Annotated in this window: 13 protein-coding genes; 7 read left to right on the forward strand and 6 right to left on the reverse strand. The window is 66.3% G+C overall.

Annotation, left to right across the window (positions count from 1 at the left end):
* Window positions 1-3: 3 nt before the first annotated feature.
* Entirely contained in the window at window positions 4-1,011 is a 1,008-nt protein-coding gene (locus tag AC2CGW_RS07615) for an aldo/keto reductase (RefSeq protein WP_186664524.1), read from the reverse strand.
* On the opposite strand from AC2CGW_RS07615, the gene AC2CGW_RS07620 reads away from it, so the two are divergent.
* From AC2CGW_RS07620 to AC2CGW_RS07630, 3 genes are read left to right on the forward strand one after another with little or no spacing between them, the layout of a single operon-like run.
* Complete coding sequence (locus AC2CGW_RS07620; RefSeq protein WP_186664526.1) at window positions 1,010-1,309, forward strand: hypothetical protein; 300 nt, start codon at window positions 1,010-1,012, stop codon at window positions 1,307-1,309. The genes AC2CGW_RS07615 and AC2CGW_RS07620 overlap by 2 nt on opposite strands.
* A complete protein-coding gene (locus AC2CGW_RS07625; protein WP_186664528.1) occupies window positions 1,306-1,776 on the forward strand; it encodes a YbjN domain-containing protein in 471 nt (156 codons plus the stop codon). The genes AC2CGW_RS07620 and AC2CGW_RS07625 overlap by 4 nt, the downstream gene beginning before the upstream one ends.
* Window positions 1,773-2,708: a peptidylprolyl isomerase gene (locus AC2CGW_RS07630; protein ID WP_186664530.1), complete on the forward strand. Its 936-nt coding sequence runs from the start codon at window positions 1,773-1,775 to the stop codon at window positions 2,706-2,708. The genes AC2CGW_RS07625 and AC2CGW_RS07630 overlap by 4 nt, the downstream gene beginning before the upstream one ends.
* Before the next feature lie 44 nt (window positions 2,709-2,752).
* Here AC2CGW_RS07630 and alkB read toward each other — a convergent pair whose 3' ends face one another.
* The 5 genes from alkB to AC2CGW_RS07655 form a co-directional block, all read right to left on the reverse strand.
* The gene (alkB, locus tag AC2CGW_RS07635; RefSeq protein ID WP_186664532.1) at window positions 2,753-3,397 is read right to left on the reverse strand and encodes a DNA oxidative demethylase AlkB; all 645 of its coding nucleotides are present in this window, start codon (window positions 3,395-3,397) and stop codon (window positions 2,753-2,755) included.
* Between the two features lie 147 nt (window positions 3,398-3,544).
* A complete protein-coding gene (locus tag AC2CGW_RS07640; RefSeq protein ID WP_186664534.1) occupies window positions 3,545-4,990 on the reverse strand; it encodes a curlin in 1,446 nt (481 codons plus the stop codon).
* Between the two features lie 16 nt (window positions 4,991-5,006).
* A complete protein-coding gene (locus tag AC2CGW_RS07645; RefSeq protein ID WP_186710492.1) occupies window positions 5,007-5,477 on the reverse strand; it encodes a curlin in 471 nt (156 codons plus the stop codon).
* Between the two features lie 16 nt (window positions 5,478-5,493).
* Window positions 5,494-7,728, reverse strand: a complete 2,235-nt coding sequence (locus tag AC2CGW_RS07650) for an Ig-like domain-containing protein (RefSeq protein ID WP_186710490.1) — start codon at window positions 7,726-7,728, stop codon at window positions 5,494-5,496.
* Window positions 7,729-7,760: 32 nt separating this feature from the next.
* Window positions 7,761-9,107, reverse strand: coding sequence for a hypothetical protein (locus AC2CGW_RS07655; protein WP_484573794.1), 1,347 nt, complete (start codon window positions 9,105-9,107; stop codon window positions 7,761-7,763).
* A gap of 297 nt (window positions 9,108-9,404) precedes the next feature.
* Here AC2CGW_RS07655 and AC2CGW_RS07660 point away from each other — a divergent pair, with 297 nt between their 5' ends.
* The 4 genes from AC2CGW_RS07660 to qhpG are packed head-to-tail and all read left to right on the forward strand — an operon-like array spanning window position 9,405 to window position 15,013.
* Window positions 9,405-11,315 carry a sigma-54-dependent Fis family transcriptional regulator gene (locus AC2CGW_RS07660; protein WP_484573795.1) on the forward strand — a complete coding sequence of 637 codons (1,911 nt, stop codon included), beginning with the start codon at window positions 9,405-9,407 and terminating at the stop codon, window positions 11,313-11,315.
* 3 nt (window positions 11,316-11,318) lie between these two features.
* Complete coding sequence (locus tag AC2CGW_RS07665; protein ID WP_484573796.1) at window positions 11,319-13,052, forward strand: ABC transporter ATP-binding protein; 1,734 nt, start codon at window positions 11,319-11,321, stop codon at window positions 13,050-13,052.
* The gene (qhpE, locus tag AC2CGW_RS07670; RefSeq protein ID WP_484573797.1) at window positions 13,042-13,719 is read left to right on the forward strand and encodes a subtilisin-like serine protease QhpE; all 678 of its coding nucleotides are present in this window, start codon (window positions 13,042-13,044) and stop codon (window positions 13,717-13,719) included. The genes AC2CGW_RS07665 and qhpE overlap by 11 nt, the downstream gene beginning before the upstream one ends.
* The gene (gene qhpG / locus AC2CGW_RS07675) at window positions 13,673-15,013 is read left to right on the forward strand and encodes a flavin-dependent monooxygenase QhpG (RefSeq protein ID WP_484573798.1); all 1,341 of its coding nucleotides are present in this window, start codon (window positions 13,673-13,675) and stop codon (window positions 15,011-15,013) included. Before qhpE ends, qhpG begins: the two co-directional genes overlap by 47 nt.
* The last annotated feature ends 24 nt before the right edge of the window (window positions 15,014-15,037 follow it).

Here is a 15,037-nt window from a genome sequence, read left to right on the forward strand (position 1 = left end):
CGTTCAGCGCGCCAAGCGCCCCGGGACGAAATGCGCCACGTCGTTGAACCCCGGTGTCGAGGCATGCCCCGGGGTTACCAGCGAGTCGATGAAGGCTTCGTCCTCGGCGGTGATGTTCACCTCCAGCGCTCCGGCGTAGGTTTCCCACTGCGCCTCGGTGCGCGGGCCGACGATGGCCGAACTGACCAGCTGGTTGTTGAGCACCCAGGCGATGGCGAACTCGACGATACCCACTCCCTTGGCGTCGGTGTAGGCGTGGATCTTCTGGGCGATGGCCAGCGACTCCTGACGCCACTCCACTTCCATGATCCGCTTGTCCTGGCGCCCGGCGCGGCTGCCGGCGTCAGGGGTCGAGCCTGGCGCGTACTTGCCGCTGAGCACGCCACGGGCCAGAGGGCTGAACGGCACCACGCCCAGCCCGTGGTAGGCCGCGGCGGTCAGTTGCTCGGGCTCGGCCTGGCGGTTGACGATGTTGTACAGCGGCTGGCTCACCACAGGCTTGGGCACCCCGAGGCGCTCGGCCAGGTTGCAGATCTCGGCGATGCGCCAGCCGCGGAAGTTGGACACGCCCCAATAGCGGATCTTGCCTTGCTGCAGCAGATCACCGATGGCACGCACGGTCTCCTCCAGCGGCACCTTGTGGTCTTCGCGGTGCAGGTAGTAGATGTCCAGGTAGTCGGTGTCCATGCGCGTCAGTGTTGCCTCCAGCGCATTGAACAGGTGCTTGCGTGACAGCCCGCTGCGGTTGGGCAGGCCGTCTGCCGGACCGTAGCCGGCCTTGGAGGCGACGATCCAGTCCTGGCGATGGCGTGCCACCGCTTCGCCGACGATCTCTTCGGAGCGCCCGGCGTTGTAGACATCGGCGGTGTCGATGAAGTTGATGCCCTGGTCCCAGGCGCGGTCGATGATGCGCAGCGAAGCCTCGGTATCGGTCTGCTCGCCGAACATCATGCTGCCCAGGGTCAGGGCTGAGACTTGCAGGCCGGAGCGGCCGAGAGGGCGGTAGCGCATGCTGGAGGTCCTTGCGTCGAAGAAGATGGTTGGACCGTTTTACACACAAGCACCGGGCTTTGAAAGGGCGCAGGGTGGCGTTCGCCGCTATTTACCGTTGCCAGGCGAAGGGAATTTCTGGCCGAGCGCAATCCTTGTGCTACTACTTGATATCGACACGCGCGATTGCAGATGGACGGTCGCAGAGGCAGGGAGTTTCGCCAGCGCTGATGTCTTGCCAGCCCCCGCTACAGCCGTCTTCCTGCTGCACGTGAATGAATCCGAGCTGTTTCATCACCACAAGGAAGGCTACACATGACCGAAGTCACCCTGATCGAAACCGTGAGCGCCGATTCCCTGACCAAGCTGCTGCAGGACGCCGGCTGCCGGGTCAATCGTAGCGAGCAGAATGCCGTTGTGCAGCTGCTCAGCGCCAGCCAGGGCGTGGGTTACGCAGTACGGTTCGGTAATCGAGCCAATGGCCAGGAGGGCGAGTTCCTCGACTTTACCTTCAGTTGCGCGCTGCGCATCCAGGGCGAGCTGCCGGCCGGGCTGGCCGAGCGCTGGAACGCCAGCCGTCGTTTCGCCCGGCTGTCGGTGCAGGGCGAGTTCCTGGTGATGGAAAAAGACGTGGTGGTTGCCGATGGCGTCAGCGAGAAGCATCTGCTGGGCAGCCTGGTGCTGTGGGATCGCCTGCTGCAGGAGTTCATCGTCTACCTGCGCGACTATAGCCGCAATGTCGCCGACCAGACCGAACAGGCGACCAGCGCGGCGACTGCTTCGTGACCTCCCGCACCTTCTGGGCCGGCGCGGGTGCGCTGGCCGTCATTGCGGTGGCTGTCGCCCTGGTACTGCGTCCGGGGGAGGAGCCGGTGGCCGCAGCGCACCCGGCTGCGACCCAGGTCAAAGGGCCTGTGTTGGCCAGCCTGGGCGAGCAGAAGGTCGGCAGCGACGAACTGAAGACCTTGCTTGCGCAGTTGCCGGAGCCGACTCGCGAGCACCTGCGTGGCGATAGACCGGCACTGGAGGCGTGGATCCGCGCACGTCTGGCAGAAAAGGCGTTGTATCGCCAAGCCGAAGCCAAGGGCTGGCCACAGCGTCCGGATGTCGAGGCGCAGACTCGCGCCCTGAGCGAGCAGATCGTCTTGCGCGACTACCTCGCGTCGGTCACGCGAGTGCCTGACGACTACCCGAGCCAGGCCGAGCTCGAGCAGGCTTACCAAGCCAACAAGGACGAACTGCGCCTGCCGGTACGCTATCGCTTGAGCCAGATCTTCCTGCGGGTCGAAAAGCCCAAGGACGATGAGGCAGTGGTCAAGCAGGCCCAGGCCCTGGCCAAGCAGGCACGCGATGGCGATTTCGCCACGCTCGCCCGCGAGCACTCTCAGGACACCGGCACTGCCGCCCAGGGCGGCGACACTGGGCTTCAAGCGCTCGACCAGTTGCTACCTGAAGTGCGCGAGGTGGTGACGCGGCTCAAGGTCGACGGTGTGAGTGAACCGGTGCGCAGTGCCGCAGGCCTGCACATCATCAAGTTGGTCGAACAGCAACCGGCGCGGGCGGCAACCCTGGAGGAGGTGACACCGCAACTGACCCAACTGCTCAGGGCACAACGTCAGGAGCAACTGGTGCGCAATTACGTCAACGGCATGTTCGATTCGGCGACCTTGAGTATCGACGGGGCGGCATTGAATCAGGTGCTGGAGGCCAGTCGCTGATGCTGCTGGAGTGAGTGTGCCGAACCTGCATTCGGTACGCTCGCTCAACCCGCCTTGCGCAGGGTCAGGTTGATCCGCCGTTCCCCCATTCGCTCATGCTTGCCCGGTTTGATCGGCAGCACGCCATGAAAGCGCAAGCGATCCTCGCCACCCCATACCATGACATCGCCATGACTGAGCGGCACATGCCGCGGTCGGTCGCTGCGCTGCATGCCGCCGAGCAGAAAGACCGCGGGCAGCCCCAGCGAAATCGACACGATCGGCTGGCTGAAATCCTGCTCGTTGCGATCCTGGTGCAAGCTCAGGCGTGTACCGGGCAGGTAGTGGTTGACCAGGCAGGCATCCGGCACGAACCCTTCGAAGCCAGCTTGGGAAGCGGCTCGCGCAGCCAGCGTCAACAGCACCTCGGGCAGCGCCGGCCAGGGCTTGCCGCTCAGCGGATCCAGCGGGCTGTAGCGGTAGCCACGCGCGTCGCTGACCCAGCCCAGGCTGCCGCAATTGCTCAGCGCGACGGCCATGTGCAGCCCTCCGGGGGTTTGCATGTGTCGGAACGGCGCCGCGCGCAACACCGGGCGCAGGGCATCGAGCAGGGCTTCGACCTCGGGCAGGGCAAAGCCTGGCAACAGCATGACCTGGCTGGCCAGAGATTGCGGTTGAGAACCGAAAAGGTCGAGGTCGGACTGGATCATGGGGAGCACTGGCGTGGGTAAGCCTGGATTGTATCGCTGTTGGCTCGGCCAGCCCATGCCGAATGACCGGTGGGCTACGACATCCCGGGATCGAAAAAGGAACCGCGGCGCCCGGGAGCGGGGCGCCACGGTCCAAGGGGGGAGCGGTTATTGCTGGGTCACGGTCGCACTGTTGGCGTTGCCGATCTGGTTGATGGTGGCGTTCATGTTGGCCCCGCTCTGGTCGACGAACGCCTGGTTGCCGTTGCCACCCTGGGTCACATACGCGACGTTGACGCCGTCGGTCTGCTTGATGCTCGCCTGGTTGCCGCTGCCATACAGCTGGTAGGTGTAGCTCTGGTTGCCGCTGCCCGATTGCTCGAGGGTGATGCTGCCGCCATTGCCCGCGGCCAGGCCCTCGGCATAGTTGGCGGTGCCGCGTTGGTCGGCGATCAGCAGGTTGTCGCTGCCGTTCTGTTCGAAATACAGCTCGTTGTTGCTGTCGGCCTGGTGGGTCTGCATCTGGTTGCGGTTGCCGTTCTGGTTCAGGCGCGCCAGCTGGTTGGCACCTTCCTGCGTGAAGTTGACGGTGTTCATCACCCCTTGCTGGTTGATTTCGGCGCGCTGGCTGCTACCGAACTGCCCGCCGGACTTCTCGCCCTTCCAGTTGCTGGCCATGACCTTGTTGCCGACGCCATTGGTCTGGATGCTCAGGTTGTGGTTGTCGCCGGTCTGGTAGGTGAAGTGCAGGTTGGCATTGCCGGTCTGGCTGATACTGGTCACCGACTGGGTGGTTTCGAACTGATCGGACCAGCTGGCGTTGCCCCGACCGCTCTGGCTCAACATGGCGAGGTTATCCTGGCCGAAGCTCTGGTCGATGTAGCCTTCGTTGAGCTGGCCGTTCTGCAGCACGCTGGCCTGGCTGTGGGCCTGGTTGTCTTGCCAGACTTCCACCGAGTGGCCGGTGCCGGTCTGGCTGATGCCGATGGTGCCGCCCTGGCCGTCGCGTTGGTCGCCGTACGCCCAGTTCTGCTTGCCCTCCTGGTAGATGGCAATGTTGCCGTTCTCATGGGTCATGTGTTCGGCGGCGGCCTGGTTGTCGCTGCCGCCCTGCATGATCAGGCTCTGGTTGTTGGTGCCGCCGAACAGTTGCTCGACGGTGGCTTCGTTGCGTTCGCCCCACTGCATCGTGGTGGCCTGACTGCCGAGCTGGGTGTCCTGCCAGATGATCGAGCGGTTGCCCGTCCCCTGTTGGGTCTGTAGCGCCTGGTTGTTCTCGCCGACCGACTGGCTGGCGAAACTGTCGTTGAGGCTGCCGCCGGACTGCTGGGTGATCTGGCTGCCGTTCTCGAACAACTGCTCGGCGTAGCCTGCGTTGAACGAGCCGGTGGCGCTTTGCTGGACATGGCTGGTGCTGGTGTCCTGGATCGCCAGGTGGTTGTGGTCGTGCCCGGCCTGGTTCTGCGTCACCGAGGCGAAGGGCGCGAAGGTCTGCAGGACTTCGGCGATGTTCTGCGCGCCTTGCTGGGTCTGGGTCGAGGTGCTGTCGTCGGCCATGACCTGGCCGACCAGGGCCAGGGTAATGGCAGCGCTCAAGGGTGCGAGCTTGTACATGGTGGTGCCTCCAGGTCTATCGGTATTGGGTGATCTGTACGTGCTGGCCGTTGCCGGCCTGGGTCACGGCACTGTTGAGCCCCGAGCCGTTCTGCTGGATCAGGGCACTGTTGTCGTTGCCGATCTGCTCGATCTGCGCACTGTTGTGGCTACCGCTCTGGCGGATCGAGGCGCTGTTGCCTTGGCCCTGCTGGCTGATCGTGGCCATCAGGTCACTGCCTTCCTGCAGGATGAACGCCTCCTGTGCGCCGCCGGCCTGGACGATACGACCCAGCAGGGCCTGGCCGTCCTGGCCGAGCAGGGCGCGGTTGCCCGTACCCTGCTGCTCGATCGAGGCCACCTGGCCGGCGCCTGCCGGCAGTACGCGAACGATCACGGGCTCGCCGAGGTCGTTGCCAGCGACCAGGTCGGCGTTGTCCATCAGGTCGTCGGCCCAGGTGAGCGGGGTGACCAGGGTCAGGCCGAGCAGCAGGGGGTGCAGGTGCATGGCGTTCTCCTTCGCGCTACTGCACGGTGACTGGCACGGTGCGCACGGTGCCTTGGCTGCTGCGGATGGTCGCCGTCGGGTTGGCCGTCGGGATCACCGTGGTGCTGTTGCTCACGGCCAGGCGCCAGCGTCCGGTCACCGGCACCGTGGTGCTGCCCAGTGTCACCAGGCCGTCCGGGGTGGTCACCTGTACCGTGATGGTGTTGCCGGTGGTCACCGAAGAGGTGCCGCTGATGTCCCAGTTGAAGCGATTGTTGGAACGCGCCGTGACGGTCGCCGCGGTGACGGCGAAGGTCTCCTGGGCGGGGCGCGGCGAAACCTGCAGCGTGACCGTGGCAGGGCTCGACAGTGCGCCGATGGCGTCACGCGCGACGTAGGTGAAGGTCGTGGTGAACGGTGCGCTGACGGTGGTTGGCGGCGTGTAGGTAATGACGCTGCCGTTGCTGCTGACGGTGCCGCGTCCGGCCGGAATGGGCTGGGTGACACTGGCGATGGCCAGCGGCAGGTTGCCTTCCGGATCGGTGTCGTTGGCTAGCACGTCGAGGGTCAGCGGCACACCCAAGGTGGCGGCGCTGTCGGCGACGGCGGTCGGTGGCTGGTTCGGGGCGACGTTGACCGTGACCGTGGCTGCTGTCGATTTCAGCCCCTTGGCGTCCTGGGCGCGGTAGCTGAAGGTAGCGACGAAGGCGTTGCTGGCGCCTGGTGGTGGGGTGTAGGTCACGGCGGTGGTGCCGTTGAGCACCACCGAGCCAAGGCCGGTGCCTGGCTGGGTCAGGTCGGTGATGGTCAATGGCAGGTTGCCGTCCGGGTCGCTGTCGTTGGCCAGCAGGTTCAGGGTGAGCGGTACGCCGACGCTGGTGCTGCCGTTGTCGGCCTGGGCCACGGGAGGCTGGTTCTCGGCGGCGACCGGCGCTGCCCCGACCACGGTCACCGGCTCGACGTCACTGCCGCCATGGGCGGACTTGACGGTGATGCTGGCAGGGGGCTGGGTCAGGTCGCTGACCGTAAGGCTCTGCAAGGTGCCGCTCTTGGACAGGCGGCCGAAGCCTTGGGCGACCAGGTCGGGAACCTGCACCTCGTCACTGGAGCTGGCTTCGATCAGCAGGCGCTTGTTGGCCCAGTCGTAGCGTGCCGTGCGCACCTTGACCACATCGGTGAGCTTGCTCGACAGCGCGGTCGGCCGGGTGGTGCCAGCGGTGCTGCTGGCGGTGACCACCACCACAGGCGGTGGTGCGGCCTGGCTCAGTTGCTGGCTGAAGAACAACCCGTTGTTGTCCGGCGTCAGGCTGAACTGGCAGGGCGAGGGCGGCGTGCCGACCAGTGCCAGGCCATTGCGCAGGCAAAGGCTGGCGCTGTTTGGCGCCTTGGCGAACACTTCGACGCGGGTCCCGGCGCCATTGCGCTGGTAGGTGGCGCGCTGCAGTTCCACCGGGGTCTGCTGGCGTTGATCGAGCACCTTGCCGGAGACGGTGAAGGTGTTGGTCTGGATCGTGCCGGCCGGGCCCTGGATACGCACGAAGTTGGTGTTGAATGGGCTGCCGGTGACCGCTTCGACGCGATTGGGGTCGCCGATGAAGGTCTCGGTGGCACCGGTGTCCGGATTGACCTCGCTGTAGGGGCCACCGACGCCACGCAGGAATGGGCCGAGGTTGCCAGTGAGTGCGCCGCTGAAATTGCCCGGTGCGCCGATGCCGATGTCGCGGGTGATGTTGATCGCGCGCCGGCCTGCGGTGGTCACGTTGACCGTCTCGACCCCATAGGGGTGGGTGATGGTGTAGGTGCCGGTGCGCGGCACCGAGGCGCGGATGCGGATGCGGGCGAAGCTCTGCTGGTCGCCGTTCACCGGGTTCTCGGCCGCGAAGGCGGCTTCAAGGCCGGCGACATAGACTTCCAGCTCGTAGCCGCTGTTGCCCACCTGCGGAATGTCGGTTTCGGCGAGGAACCAGAACATCTCCGGTGGCCAGTTGTCCGGGAACACCAGGGGCAGGGCGTCGTCGTAGACGCCGGGTTCGGGCAGCAGGGTGCACATGTAGGCAGGTGCGCCCGGCGCGCCCGGTGCGCGGCTGCTGGTGGCGCGCGACTGGCACAGTTCCAGCGAAAGGTTGTCCGAGTCCTTGTACCACATGGGGTAACCCCCGGTGGCAAAGGTGTAGGGCCCGGGGTCGACCTCGGAGAGCGCGGCCCAGGCCGCACTGCTGAGCGTGAGGGTGAACCCGGCGGCGCACAGCGCCCGGCGTGGCCAAGTGTTCATGCTGCCTCCTTGAAGGCGGGGCTTCTGTCTGTTCATGGCACCAGCTCCACGTCTTCGCTGTCGCTGCCGCCCTGGGCACTGGTGACTTGCACCTTGGCCGGCGGGATTGGCGAGAGCCCGGTGGTCAGCGTCTTCACCGCACCGTTGCCCGACAGGCTACCGATCAGCGCGCCGTTGCCGGTGTGCGCGGTAAGGGCCGGCGGGGTGGTTTCGTCGCTGCTGCTGGCGACCAGCGTCAGTTGACCGCTGGCGAGGCTGTACTCGGCGCGGCTGATGGTGACCAGGTCGGTCAGGCTCATGGGCGCCGTGGTCGGTGTGCTGGTGGCGATTGCCAGGCTGTTGTCGGCGGTCACCTGCAGGGTCAGCGGCAGGCTCGGGTTGAGCGCCGACTGGGCGTACCAGGCGCCGGTGCCGTTGGCTTCGCCCAGTGCCAGTGTGGGCGTCTGGCTGCTCAGGGTGACGGTGGCCGGTGCTGGCGGGGCCATGACGAAGACATCCTGCTGGGCGCGCAGGTCGCCGTTCTCGGTGTGCCGTGAATAGGTGCTGCGCAGCGGGATCAGTGGAGTCGGGCGGTTGATCGTCGACAGCTTGCCGGACACGGCGAACAACTCGGTGCGCAGGTCGATGCCGTTCGGGCCTTCGATACGCACGAAGTTGGTGTTGAACGGGCTGCCGGTGACCGGCTCTTCCAGGTTCGGGTCGCCGATGTAGCGTTCGCTGGCTCCGCTACCGGGATTGGTCTCGGTGTAGGGCCCGTTGACGCTGCGCAGGAACGGCCCGACATCGCCTTTGAGCGCGCCGCTGAAGTCGGCTGGAGAACCGATGCCGATGTCGCGGGTCATGTTGATCGCGCGGCGGCCAGCGGCCGGTACGTCGAAGACTTCGACGCCGTAGGGGTGGGTGACCACGTAAGTGCCTGCAACCGGCACATCGACGCGAATGCGTACCCGGGCGAAGCTGACCTGATCGCCTTCGACCGGCTCCTCGGCGCTGAAGGCTGCCTCGATGGCCGTACCGTAGCTCAGGTCGATGCCGCGCGCAGCGTCGACGATGGCCGCATCGGCGGTGAACCAGAAGGCTTCGTCAGGGAAGTTGCTGGGGAACTGGATGGGCTGGGTGTCATCGAAGACGCCCGGGGTCGGCAGCAACGTGCACATGTACGAGGGTGCGCCTGGCGCGCCGGCAACCCGTGAGCTGACGGCTTTGGACAGGCACAGGTCGAGGACTCGACCATGGCTGTCCTGATACCAGGCGGCGAAGTTGCCGTTGGCGAGGTTGTAGGGGCCGGTATCGACCGCGTACAGCGCAGCCTGGGCCGGTAGCTGGATCAGGCCGGCGAAGATCGCCATGGCCAGTGGGTGGGGCGTCGGTCGGTGCATGAGCAGATCCTCCTGCAAACGGGCCCATGGTTTGGGGCGTCTGCACAGGGATCGGCAACAGTTGTGCCAGCTTGCTTGAAGTGTGCTGCAGGGCTTGTGGGGCGTGGCTTTGGCGGGTGAGCGCAAAAGTGAATGCCGGAGTATTCGATGGGCGGATAACCCCAGCTTTGGGGAATTGGGGAGGCCTGGGCAACCCCTGTGGCCTGGGTCGCTGCCATCCACAGCCGAACCCCGCTTTACGTATACGGCACGCTGACGCACACTGCGCAGAGTTCCGGGGTACAGCTGGAGTAAACGATGGCGCGACAATCACCCATAACAGACGCCCACGACCCGATGCAGCAATCCCGCCAGGTCCGCCTGCACCTGGCCAACGAGGGCAAGTTGCCTTCGGGCATGCTGCGCGAAGAGATCGATGCCTCATGGCGGCGCAGCCACGGCCATGGCCTGGACTGCCTGCAAGGCGAGCAGGTCGGCCTTGGCATCGAGCACGGTCAGAACCTGCAGACGCTGCTCGAACTCAACCGCACACTGATTGATGCCGTCACGCCCGAGCTCGACTACCTGGTCGAGCGTCAGGGCAAGGGCGCAATCATCATCCTCGGCGACGCCCAGGCCAATGTGCTGGCCATCGAAGGGCAGACCCATGTGCTCAACCGCAATGGCCTGCGTGACCTGCACCCCGGCAGTTGCTGGAGCGAGGCGCTGCGCGGCACCAATGCCATCGGCACCGCCGTGGTCGAAGGGCGGCCCACCCTGATCAACTGTGGCGAACACTACCTCGATCGCCTCAGCCCGTTCTCCTGCACTTCGGTCCCTCTGCGCGACCCTCGTGGCGAGGTGATCGGTGTACTCGACATTACCCGCGAAGGGGTGATGAGCCAGCCCCAGGACAGCCTCTCGACCCTGATGCTTGCCGCCGGCAACATCGAGAGTCGGCTGTTCGGCCTGTACCACCCCGAGCAGTGGGTGCTGGCGTTCCACTGCCGCCCCCAGTACCTGGGCAGTGCCTGGCATGGGTTACTGGCCCTGAGCCTTGATGGTGAGGTGATGGCGGCGAACGAAAATGCCTGCCAATTGCTCGGACTGCCACGCCCTGGCTTGATCGGCCGCCGTTGCAGCGACTTGCTCGGCGAGCGTTCGCCGGCCTTTCTCAACCGCCTGTGGCAAGGCGGGATGAGCAGTGTGCAGACTGCCAAAGGGGAGTTCTTCGTTCGGGTGCTGCAACTGCCTCGGCATGGCAACCTGGGGGCGACCGTCGCGACAAAGCCTGTTGCTGCGCTCAAGTCGCCGGCGCTCGATGCGCTGGGCGCGGGCGATAGCCGTCTGGCGCGGGGGTTGCGCATGGCTCGCCAGGGCCTGGTCAACGGCCTGCCGGTGCTGCTGTTGGGGGAAACCGGGACGGGCAAGGAAGTGGTGGCGCGCGCCCTGCACCAGGCCAGCCCGCGTGCGGACAAAGCGTTCGTGGCCGTCAATTGCGCGGCGATTCCCGAAGGGCTGATCGAGTCCGAGCTGTTCGGCTACCGCGACGGCGCGTTTACCGGCTCGCGCCGCGGCGGCATGGTCGGTCGGCTGATGCAGGCCCATGGCGGTACCTTGTTCCTCGACGAAATCGGTGACATGCCACTGGCCCTGCAGGCGCGGCTGCTGCGCGTGCTGCAGGAGCGTCGCGTGGCGCCCCTTGGGGCTGGCGAGGAACAGGACATCGACGTGGCGATCATCTGTGCCACGCACCGCGATCTCAAGCGGCTGGTGGCCGAGCAGCACTTTCGCGAAGACCTGTACTACCGGGTCAACGGCGTATCCCTGCGCCTGCCGGCCTTGCGCGAGCGCGATGACCTCGGGGCCCTGATCGAAGGGGTGCTGGACAAGCTCGGTGCCCGAGGCGTCACCCTCGATCCGGCACTGGCCTGCCTGCTCGAAGGCTTCGACTGGCCGGGCAATATCCGCCAACTGGAAATGGTATTGCGCACCGCGCTGGCCATGCGCGAGGAGGGTGAGCAGATACTCGGGCTCGATCACCTGACCGATTGCCTGCTCGACGAGTTGTCCAGTGGCGCCCCTGTGGCCGGTAGCCTGCGCGAGAATGAACTGGAGTTGATCCGTGGCGCCCTGGCGCGTCACCAGGGCAATGTATCGGCCGCCGCCGAAGCGCTGGGCATCAGCCGCGCGACGCTGTACCGCAAACTCAAGCAGTTGCGCGGTTAGACCATGGGCGGAGTGTTCTCGCGCCTGATCGAGTCTGGCGACCCCGTGCTCATGCGCCAGGCCCTGGCCTGGCTGTATGGTTTCGTGCGGCCCCAGCGCCGGGCCATCGCCGTGCTGCTGGGGTTATCGTTGCTCGCTTCGCTGCTGGCCCTGGCCCAGCCCTGGCTGATCAAGACCTTGATCGACGATGGCTTGCTCGCTCGCGATTACCAGACGCTCTGGCACATGGCAGCGTTCATGATCGGTGCCGGGGTGCTGGGGACCGTGCTGTCGGGGGTCAACCGCTACCTGCATACGCGTTTGTCAGGGCGCATCCTGTTCGCCTTGCGCGATGACCTCTACCGACACTTGCAGCAATTGTCGCCGACGTTCTACGGGCGCCGCCGCACGGGCGATATCCTTTCGCGCCTGGACGGCGATGTCGCCGAAATCCAGCGCTTTGCCGTGGATTCGCTGTTCGCGGCCGTCTCCAGCGTGATCGGCCTGCTGGGCGCGGTGGCCCTGATGCTGATGTTGTCGTGGCAACTGTCATTGTTGCTGGCCTTGCTCGTACCGATCGAAGTGCTGTGGCTGCGTTGGATGCGGCGCAAGGTCGAGCGCGAAGTGCGCAGCCTGCGTGAGCGCTCGGCGGACGTGTCGTCGTTCCTGGTCGAGACGCTGCCTGCGATGAAGTTCATCCAGGCCGCCGGCCAGCAGGGCCGTGAAGCGGGGCGCCTGGATCAGTTGGGGCAGGGCTACATGAAGCAACTGCTCAAGGTGCAGATCACCGAATTCTTCACCCAGGCCGTGCCCGGCACCCTGACTTCGTGGTGCCGCGCCTGTACCTTTCTGGTGGGTGGCTGGTGGGTGATCCAGGGCACGTGGCAGTTGGGTGCGCTGATCGCCTTCTCCACCTACCTGGGCATGGCCGTTGGGCCGGTGCAGAGCTTGCTTGGCCTGTATGTCGCGGTGCAGCGGATGGCGGTGAGCCTGGGCCGGGTCATGGAGCTCAAGCGCGAACCGGTGGCGGTCAGCGAACCGCAGGTGCCCAGGCCGATGCCCGAGGGGCCAGGTGAGCTGCGCCTGGAAGGCGTAGGCTTTGCCCACGAGGGCCGCCAAGGGGCGGTGCTCGATCAGGTCGATATCACCGTCGGCGGTGGGCTGAAGGTGGCCATCAGCGGCGCCTCCGGAGTGGGCAAGTCGACCCTGATCGACCTGCTGCAGCGTTTTTACGACCCGGATCATGGGCGCATCCTGCTCGACGGTGTCGACCTGCGCGAGCTCGAGCTGGCCGCCCTGCGCCGCCGCATCGCCGTGGTCAGCCAGGACATCGTGCTGTTTCGCGGCACCCTGGCCCAGAATCTCGCCTACAGCACACCTGATGCCAGCCGCTCCGCGCTGGAACAGGTGGTGCGCCTGACCCGTCTGGAGGGCTTGGTGCAAAGCCTGCCGATGGGGCTCGATGGCGCGCTCGGCGAGCGCGGCCAGCAGTTGTCCGGCGGGCAGAAACAACGTATCGCCATCGCCCGTGCCTTGCTGCAGGATCCAGCGATCCTGGTACTGGACGAAGCCACTTCGGCAGTGGACGAGGCGACCGAGCGCGAAGTGATTGCCGCCATCGATCAGTTGTTTGCCGGGCGCACGCGCATTCTCATCAGCCACAGGCCGTCGACCCTGGCCGATGCAGACCTGCATCTGCAACTGCAGGGCGGCCAGTTGCGGGTTCTGGAACGGGTGCACGCCGACCATGGTCGCTGAGCTGCGCTTGGGGGTGATCGACAGCGGCTGCACGTCGGCGCAAATGCCGACGGTGCTGGCCGCGCGGCGTTTCTGGCTGCAAGACGGACTGCTCCAGGAGGGCGAGGCGCAACCTGACGCCCTGGGCCATGGTCGTGCGGTCCTGGAGTGCCTGCGCGAGGGGGCCGGTGATACACCGGTGCTGCTGGCCCAAGTGTTCAGCGACCAACCGCGCACCAGCGCCCTGCAGGTGGCTGCCGCCTTGCTGTGGCTGGTGGAGCAGGGGGCGACCCTGGTCAATATGAGCCTGGGGCTGCAGCAGGACCGCCCAGTGCTGCGCCAGGCCTGCGCCGCCGCCCAGGCTGCCGGCGTCGTGTTGTGTGCGTCCAGCGCGGCCCGGGGGGCGCCGGTGTATCCGGCCAGCTATCCGAACGTGCTGCGCATCACCGGCGACGCCCGGTGCAGCGCAGGCCAGTGGTCATGGTTGGGCACGGTGCAGGCCGACTTCGGCGCGCCGGTGGGAGGAAATGCCCAGGCGGGGGCCAGCCTGGCATGTGCCGCCTTGACCGGGCGAATGTGCGCAGTGCTGCGCGAGCATCCCGAGCTGCAACCTGCACGGCTACATGCCTGGCTGCAGGCGCATGCGGCCTTCGTCGGGCCTGAGCGTCGAGGTGTCGATGAGCCGTGATCCGCACATCCTCGTGCTCGGTGCAGGCCCTGCCGGGGCGGCAACCGCCATAGGCCTGCGGCGCATGGGCTATACGGTCACGCTGGTGTCGGACTGGCGTCGTTTCGATGCCGTCGAAGGAGTGTCGCAGCGCGTGTTGGACGGCCTGCACCATGCAGGGCTTGGCTTGGCACTCGCAGTGGCGACGATCGCTGCCGCGCGTCAGGTGCAATGGAACGGCGAGCGGCTGCAGATGAATCAGGAGTTCCTGCTTGATCGGGCATGTTTCGATCGGGCGCTGCGCGAGGATCTGCTGCGCGCCGGGGTGAATCTCGTTCAGGGGCGTGTCCGCGAGCTGACGCAGGAGGGACGATACCGGGCGCGGCTCGACGACGGCCAGGTGCTGCAAGGCGATTTCCTGGTCGAAGCCCGTGGTCGCCAGGCCCCGCTGCCTGCCAGCCGCCTGCGCGGCCCGGAAACCGTCAGCCTGCTCAACCTCTGGCAATCGACGGCAGGCGGCACGCCGGCCTCTGCAGTGGAAAGCCTTGACGATGGCTGGGCATGGATGGCGCGTCTGGCAGACGGGCGCTGCTACTGGCAAATCACCCTTGATGCCAGCGTGGCCTCGCTGCCGGGCAAGGCGGCACTGGGTGAGTATTGCGCGACCCGGCGGCGGCAGTCGCCAGGGGTCGCGCAGTTGTTCGATGCACGCGCGCTAGAGCCCGCTCAGGTGCATGCCCGCAGCAGCACTGCGATTCTTGCCGGCGAGTGTGCCGGCGCGGACTGGCTGCGGGTGGGGGATGCGGCGATGGCCGTCGATCCGTTGTCGGGCAACGGGATCTTCCAGTCACTGTCGTCGGCCTTGCAGGCGCCGGTGGTGATCAACACCTTGCTGAGGCGGCCGGAGCGGGCGGCCTTGGCGCAGCGCTTCCACCAGCAACGGGTGGAGCAGTTGTTCCTGCGTTTTGCCCGTACGGGACGGGATTTCTACCGGCTGGAACAGCAGCATGCCGGCGCGGGGTTCTGGGTGCCACGGCAGCGGTGGCCTGATGACCAGGCCATGCACCAGGCCGCGCATTGGCAGACGGTTCGAGTCGAACGCAGGCCGGTGTTGCGCGAAGGCTGGGTGGACGAGGCCGAGGTAGTGGTAACGGCTGACCAGCCGCTGGGTGTATGGCACCTGCAGGGCATTGAACTGGCACCGGTGGTACGGGCCCTGCAGGCGGGTTCTGGCCTGGTCGAGGTGCTGGCGGACCAGCCTGAGCAAGCTCAAGCGATGGTGCGACGCTGGTTACTGGAGCAGGGTTATCGCTGAGGGCCGCGTATTGCTTTTGCGAGT

It is taken from the genome of Pseudomonas sp. SYWMCR5, assembly GCF_057197165.1.

Bases quoted from the DNA above. Each gene is read 5' to 3' on its own strand.
- AC2CGW_RS07620 (WP_186664526.1), top strand. From the start codon at position 1,010: ATGCTGGAGGTCCTTGCGTCGAAGAAGATGGTTGGACCGTTTTACACA.
- AC2CGW_RS07615 (WP_186664524.1), bottom strand. From the start codon at position 1,011: ATGCGCTACCGCCCTCTCGGCCGCTCCGGCCTGCAAGTCTCAGCCCTG.
- AC2CGW_RS07625 (WP_186664528.1), top strand. From the start codon at position 1,306: ATGACCGAAGTCACCCTGATCGAAACCGTGAGCGCCGATTCCCTGACC.
- alkB (WP_186664532.1), bottom strand. From the start codon at position 3,397: ATGATCCAGTCCGACCTCGACCTTTTCGGTTCTCAACCGCAATCTCTG.
- AC2CGW_RS07640 (WP_186664534.1), bottom strand. From the start codon at position 4,990: ATGTACAAGCTCGCACCCTTGAGCGCTGCCATTACCCTGGCCCTGGTC.
- AC2CGW_RS07645 (WP_186710492.1), bottom strand. From the start codon at position 5,477: ATGCACCTGCACCCCCTGCTGCTCGGCCTGACCCTGGTCACCCCGCTC.
- AC2CGW_RS07650 (WP_186710490.1), bottom strand. From the start codon at position 7,728: ATGAACACTTGGCCACGCCGGGCGCTGTGCGCCGCCGGGTTCACCCTC.
- AC2CGW_RS07655 (WP_484573794.1), bottom strand. From the start codon at position 9,107: ATGCACCGACCGACGCCCCACCCACTGGCCATGGCGATCTTCGCCGGC.
- AC2CGW_RS07660 (WP_484573795.1), top strand. From the start codon at position 9,405: ATGGCGCGACAATCACCCATAACAGACGCCCACGACCCGATGCAGCAA.
- AC2CGW_RS07665 (WP_484573796.1), top strand. From the start codon at position 11,319: ATGGGCGGAGTGTTCTCGCGCCTGATCGAGTCTGGCGACCCCGTGCTC.
- qhpE (WP_484573797.1), top strand. From the start codon at position 13,042: ATGGTCGCTGAGCTGCGCTTGGGGGTGATCGACAGCGGCTGCACGTCG.
- qhpG (WP_484573798.1), top strand. From the start codon at position 13,673: ATGCGGCCTTCGTCGGGCCTGAGCGTCGAGGTGTCGATGAGCCGTGAT.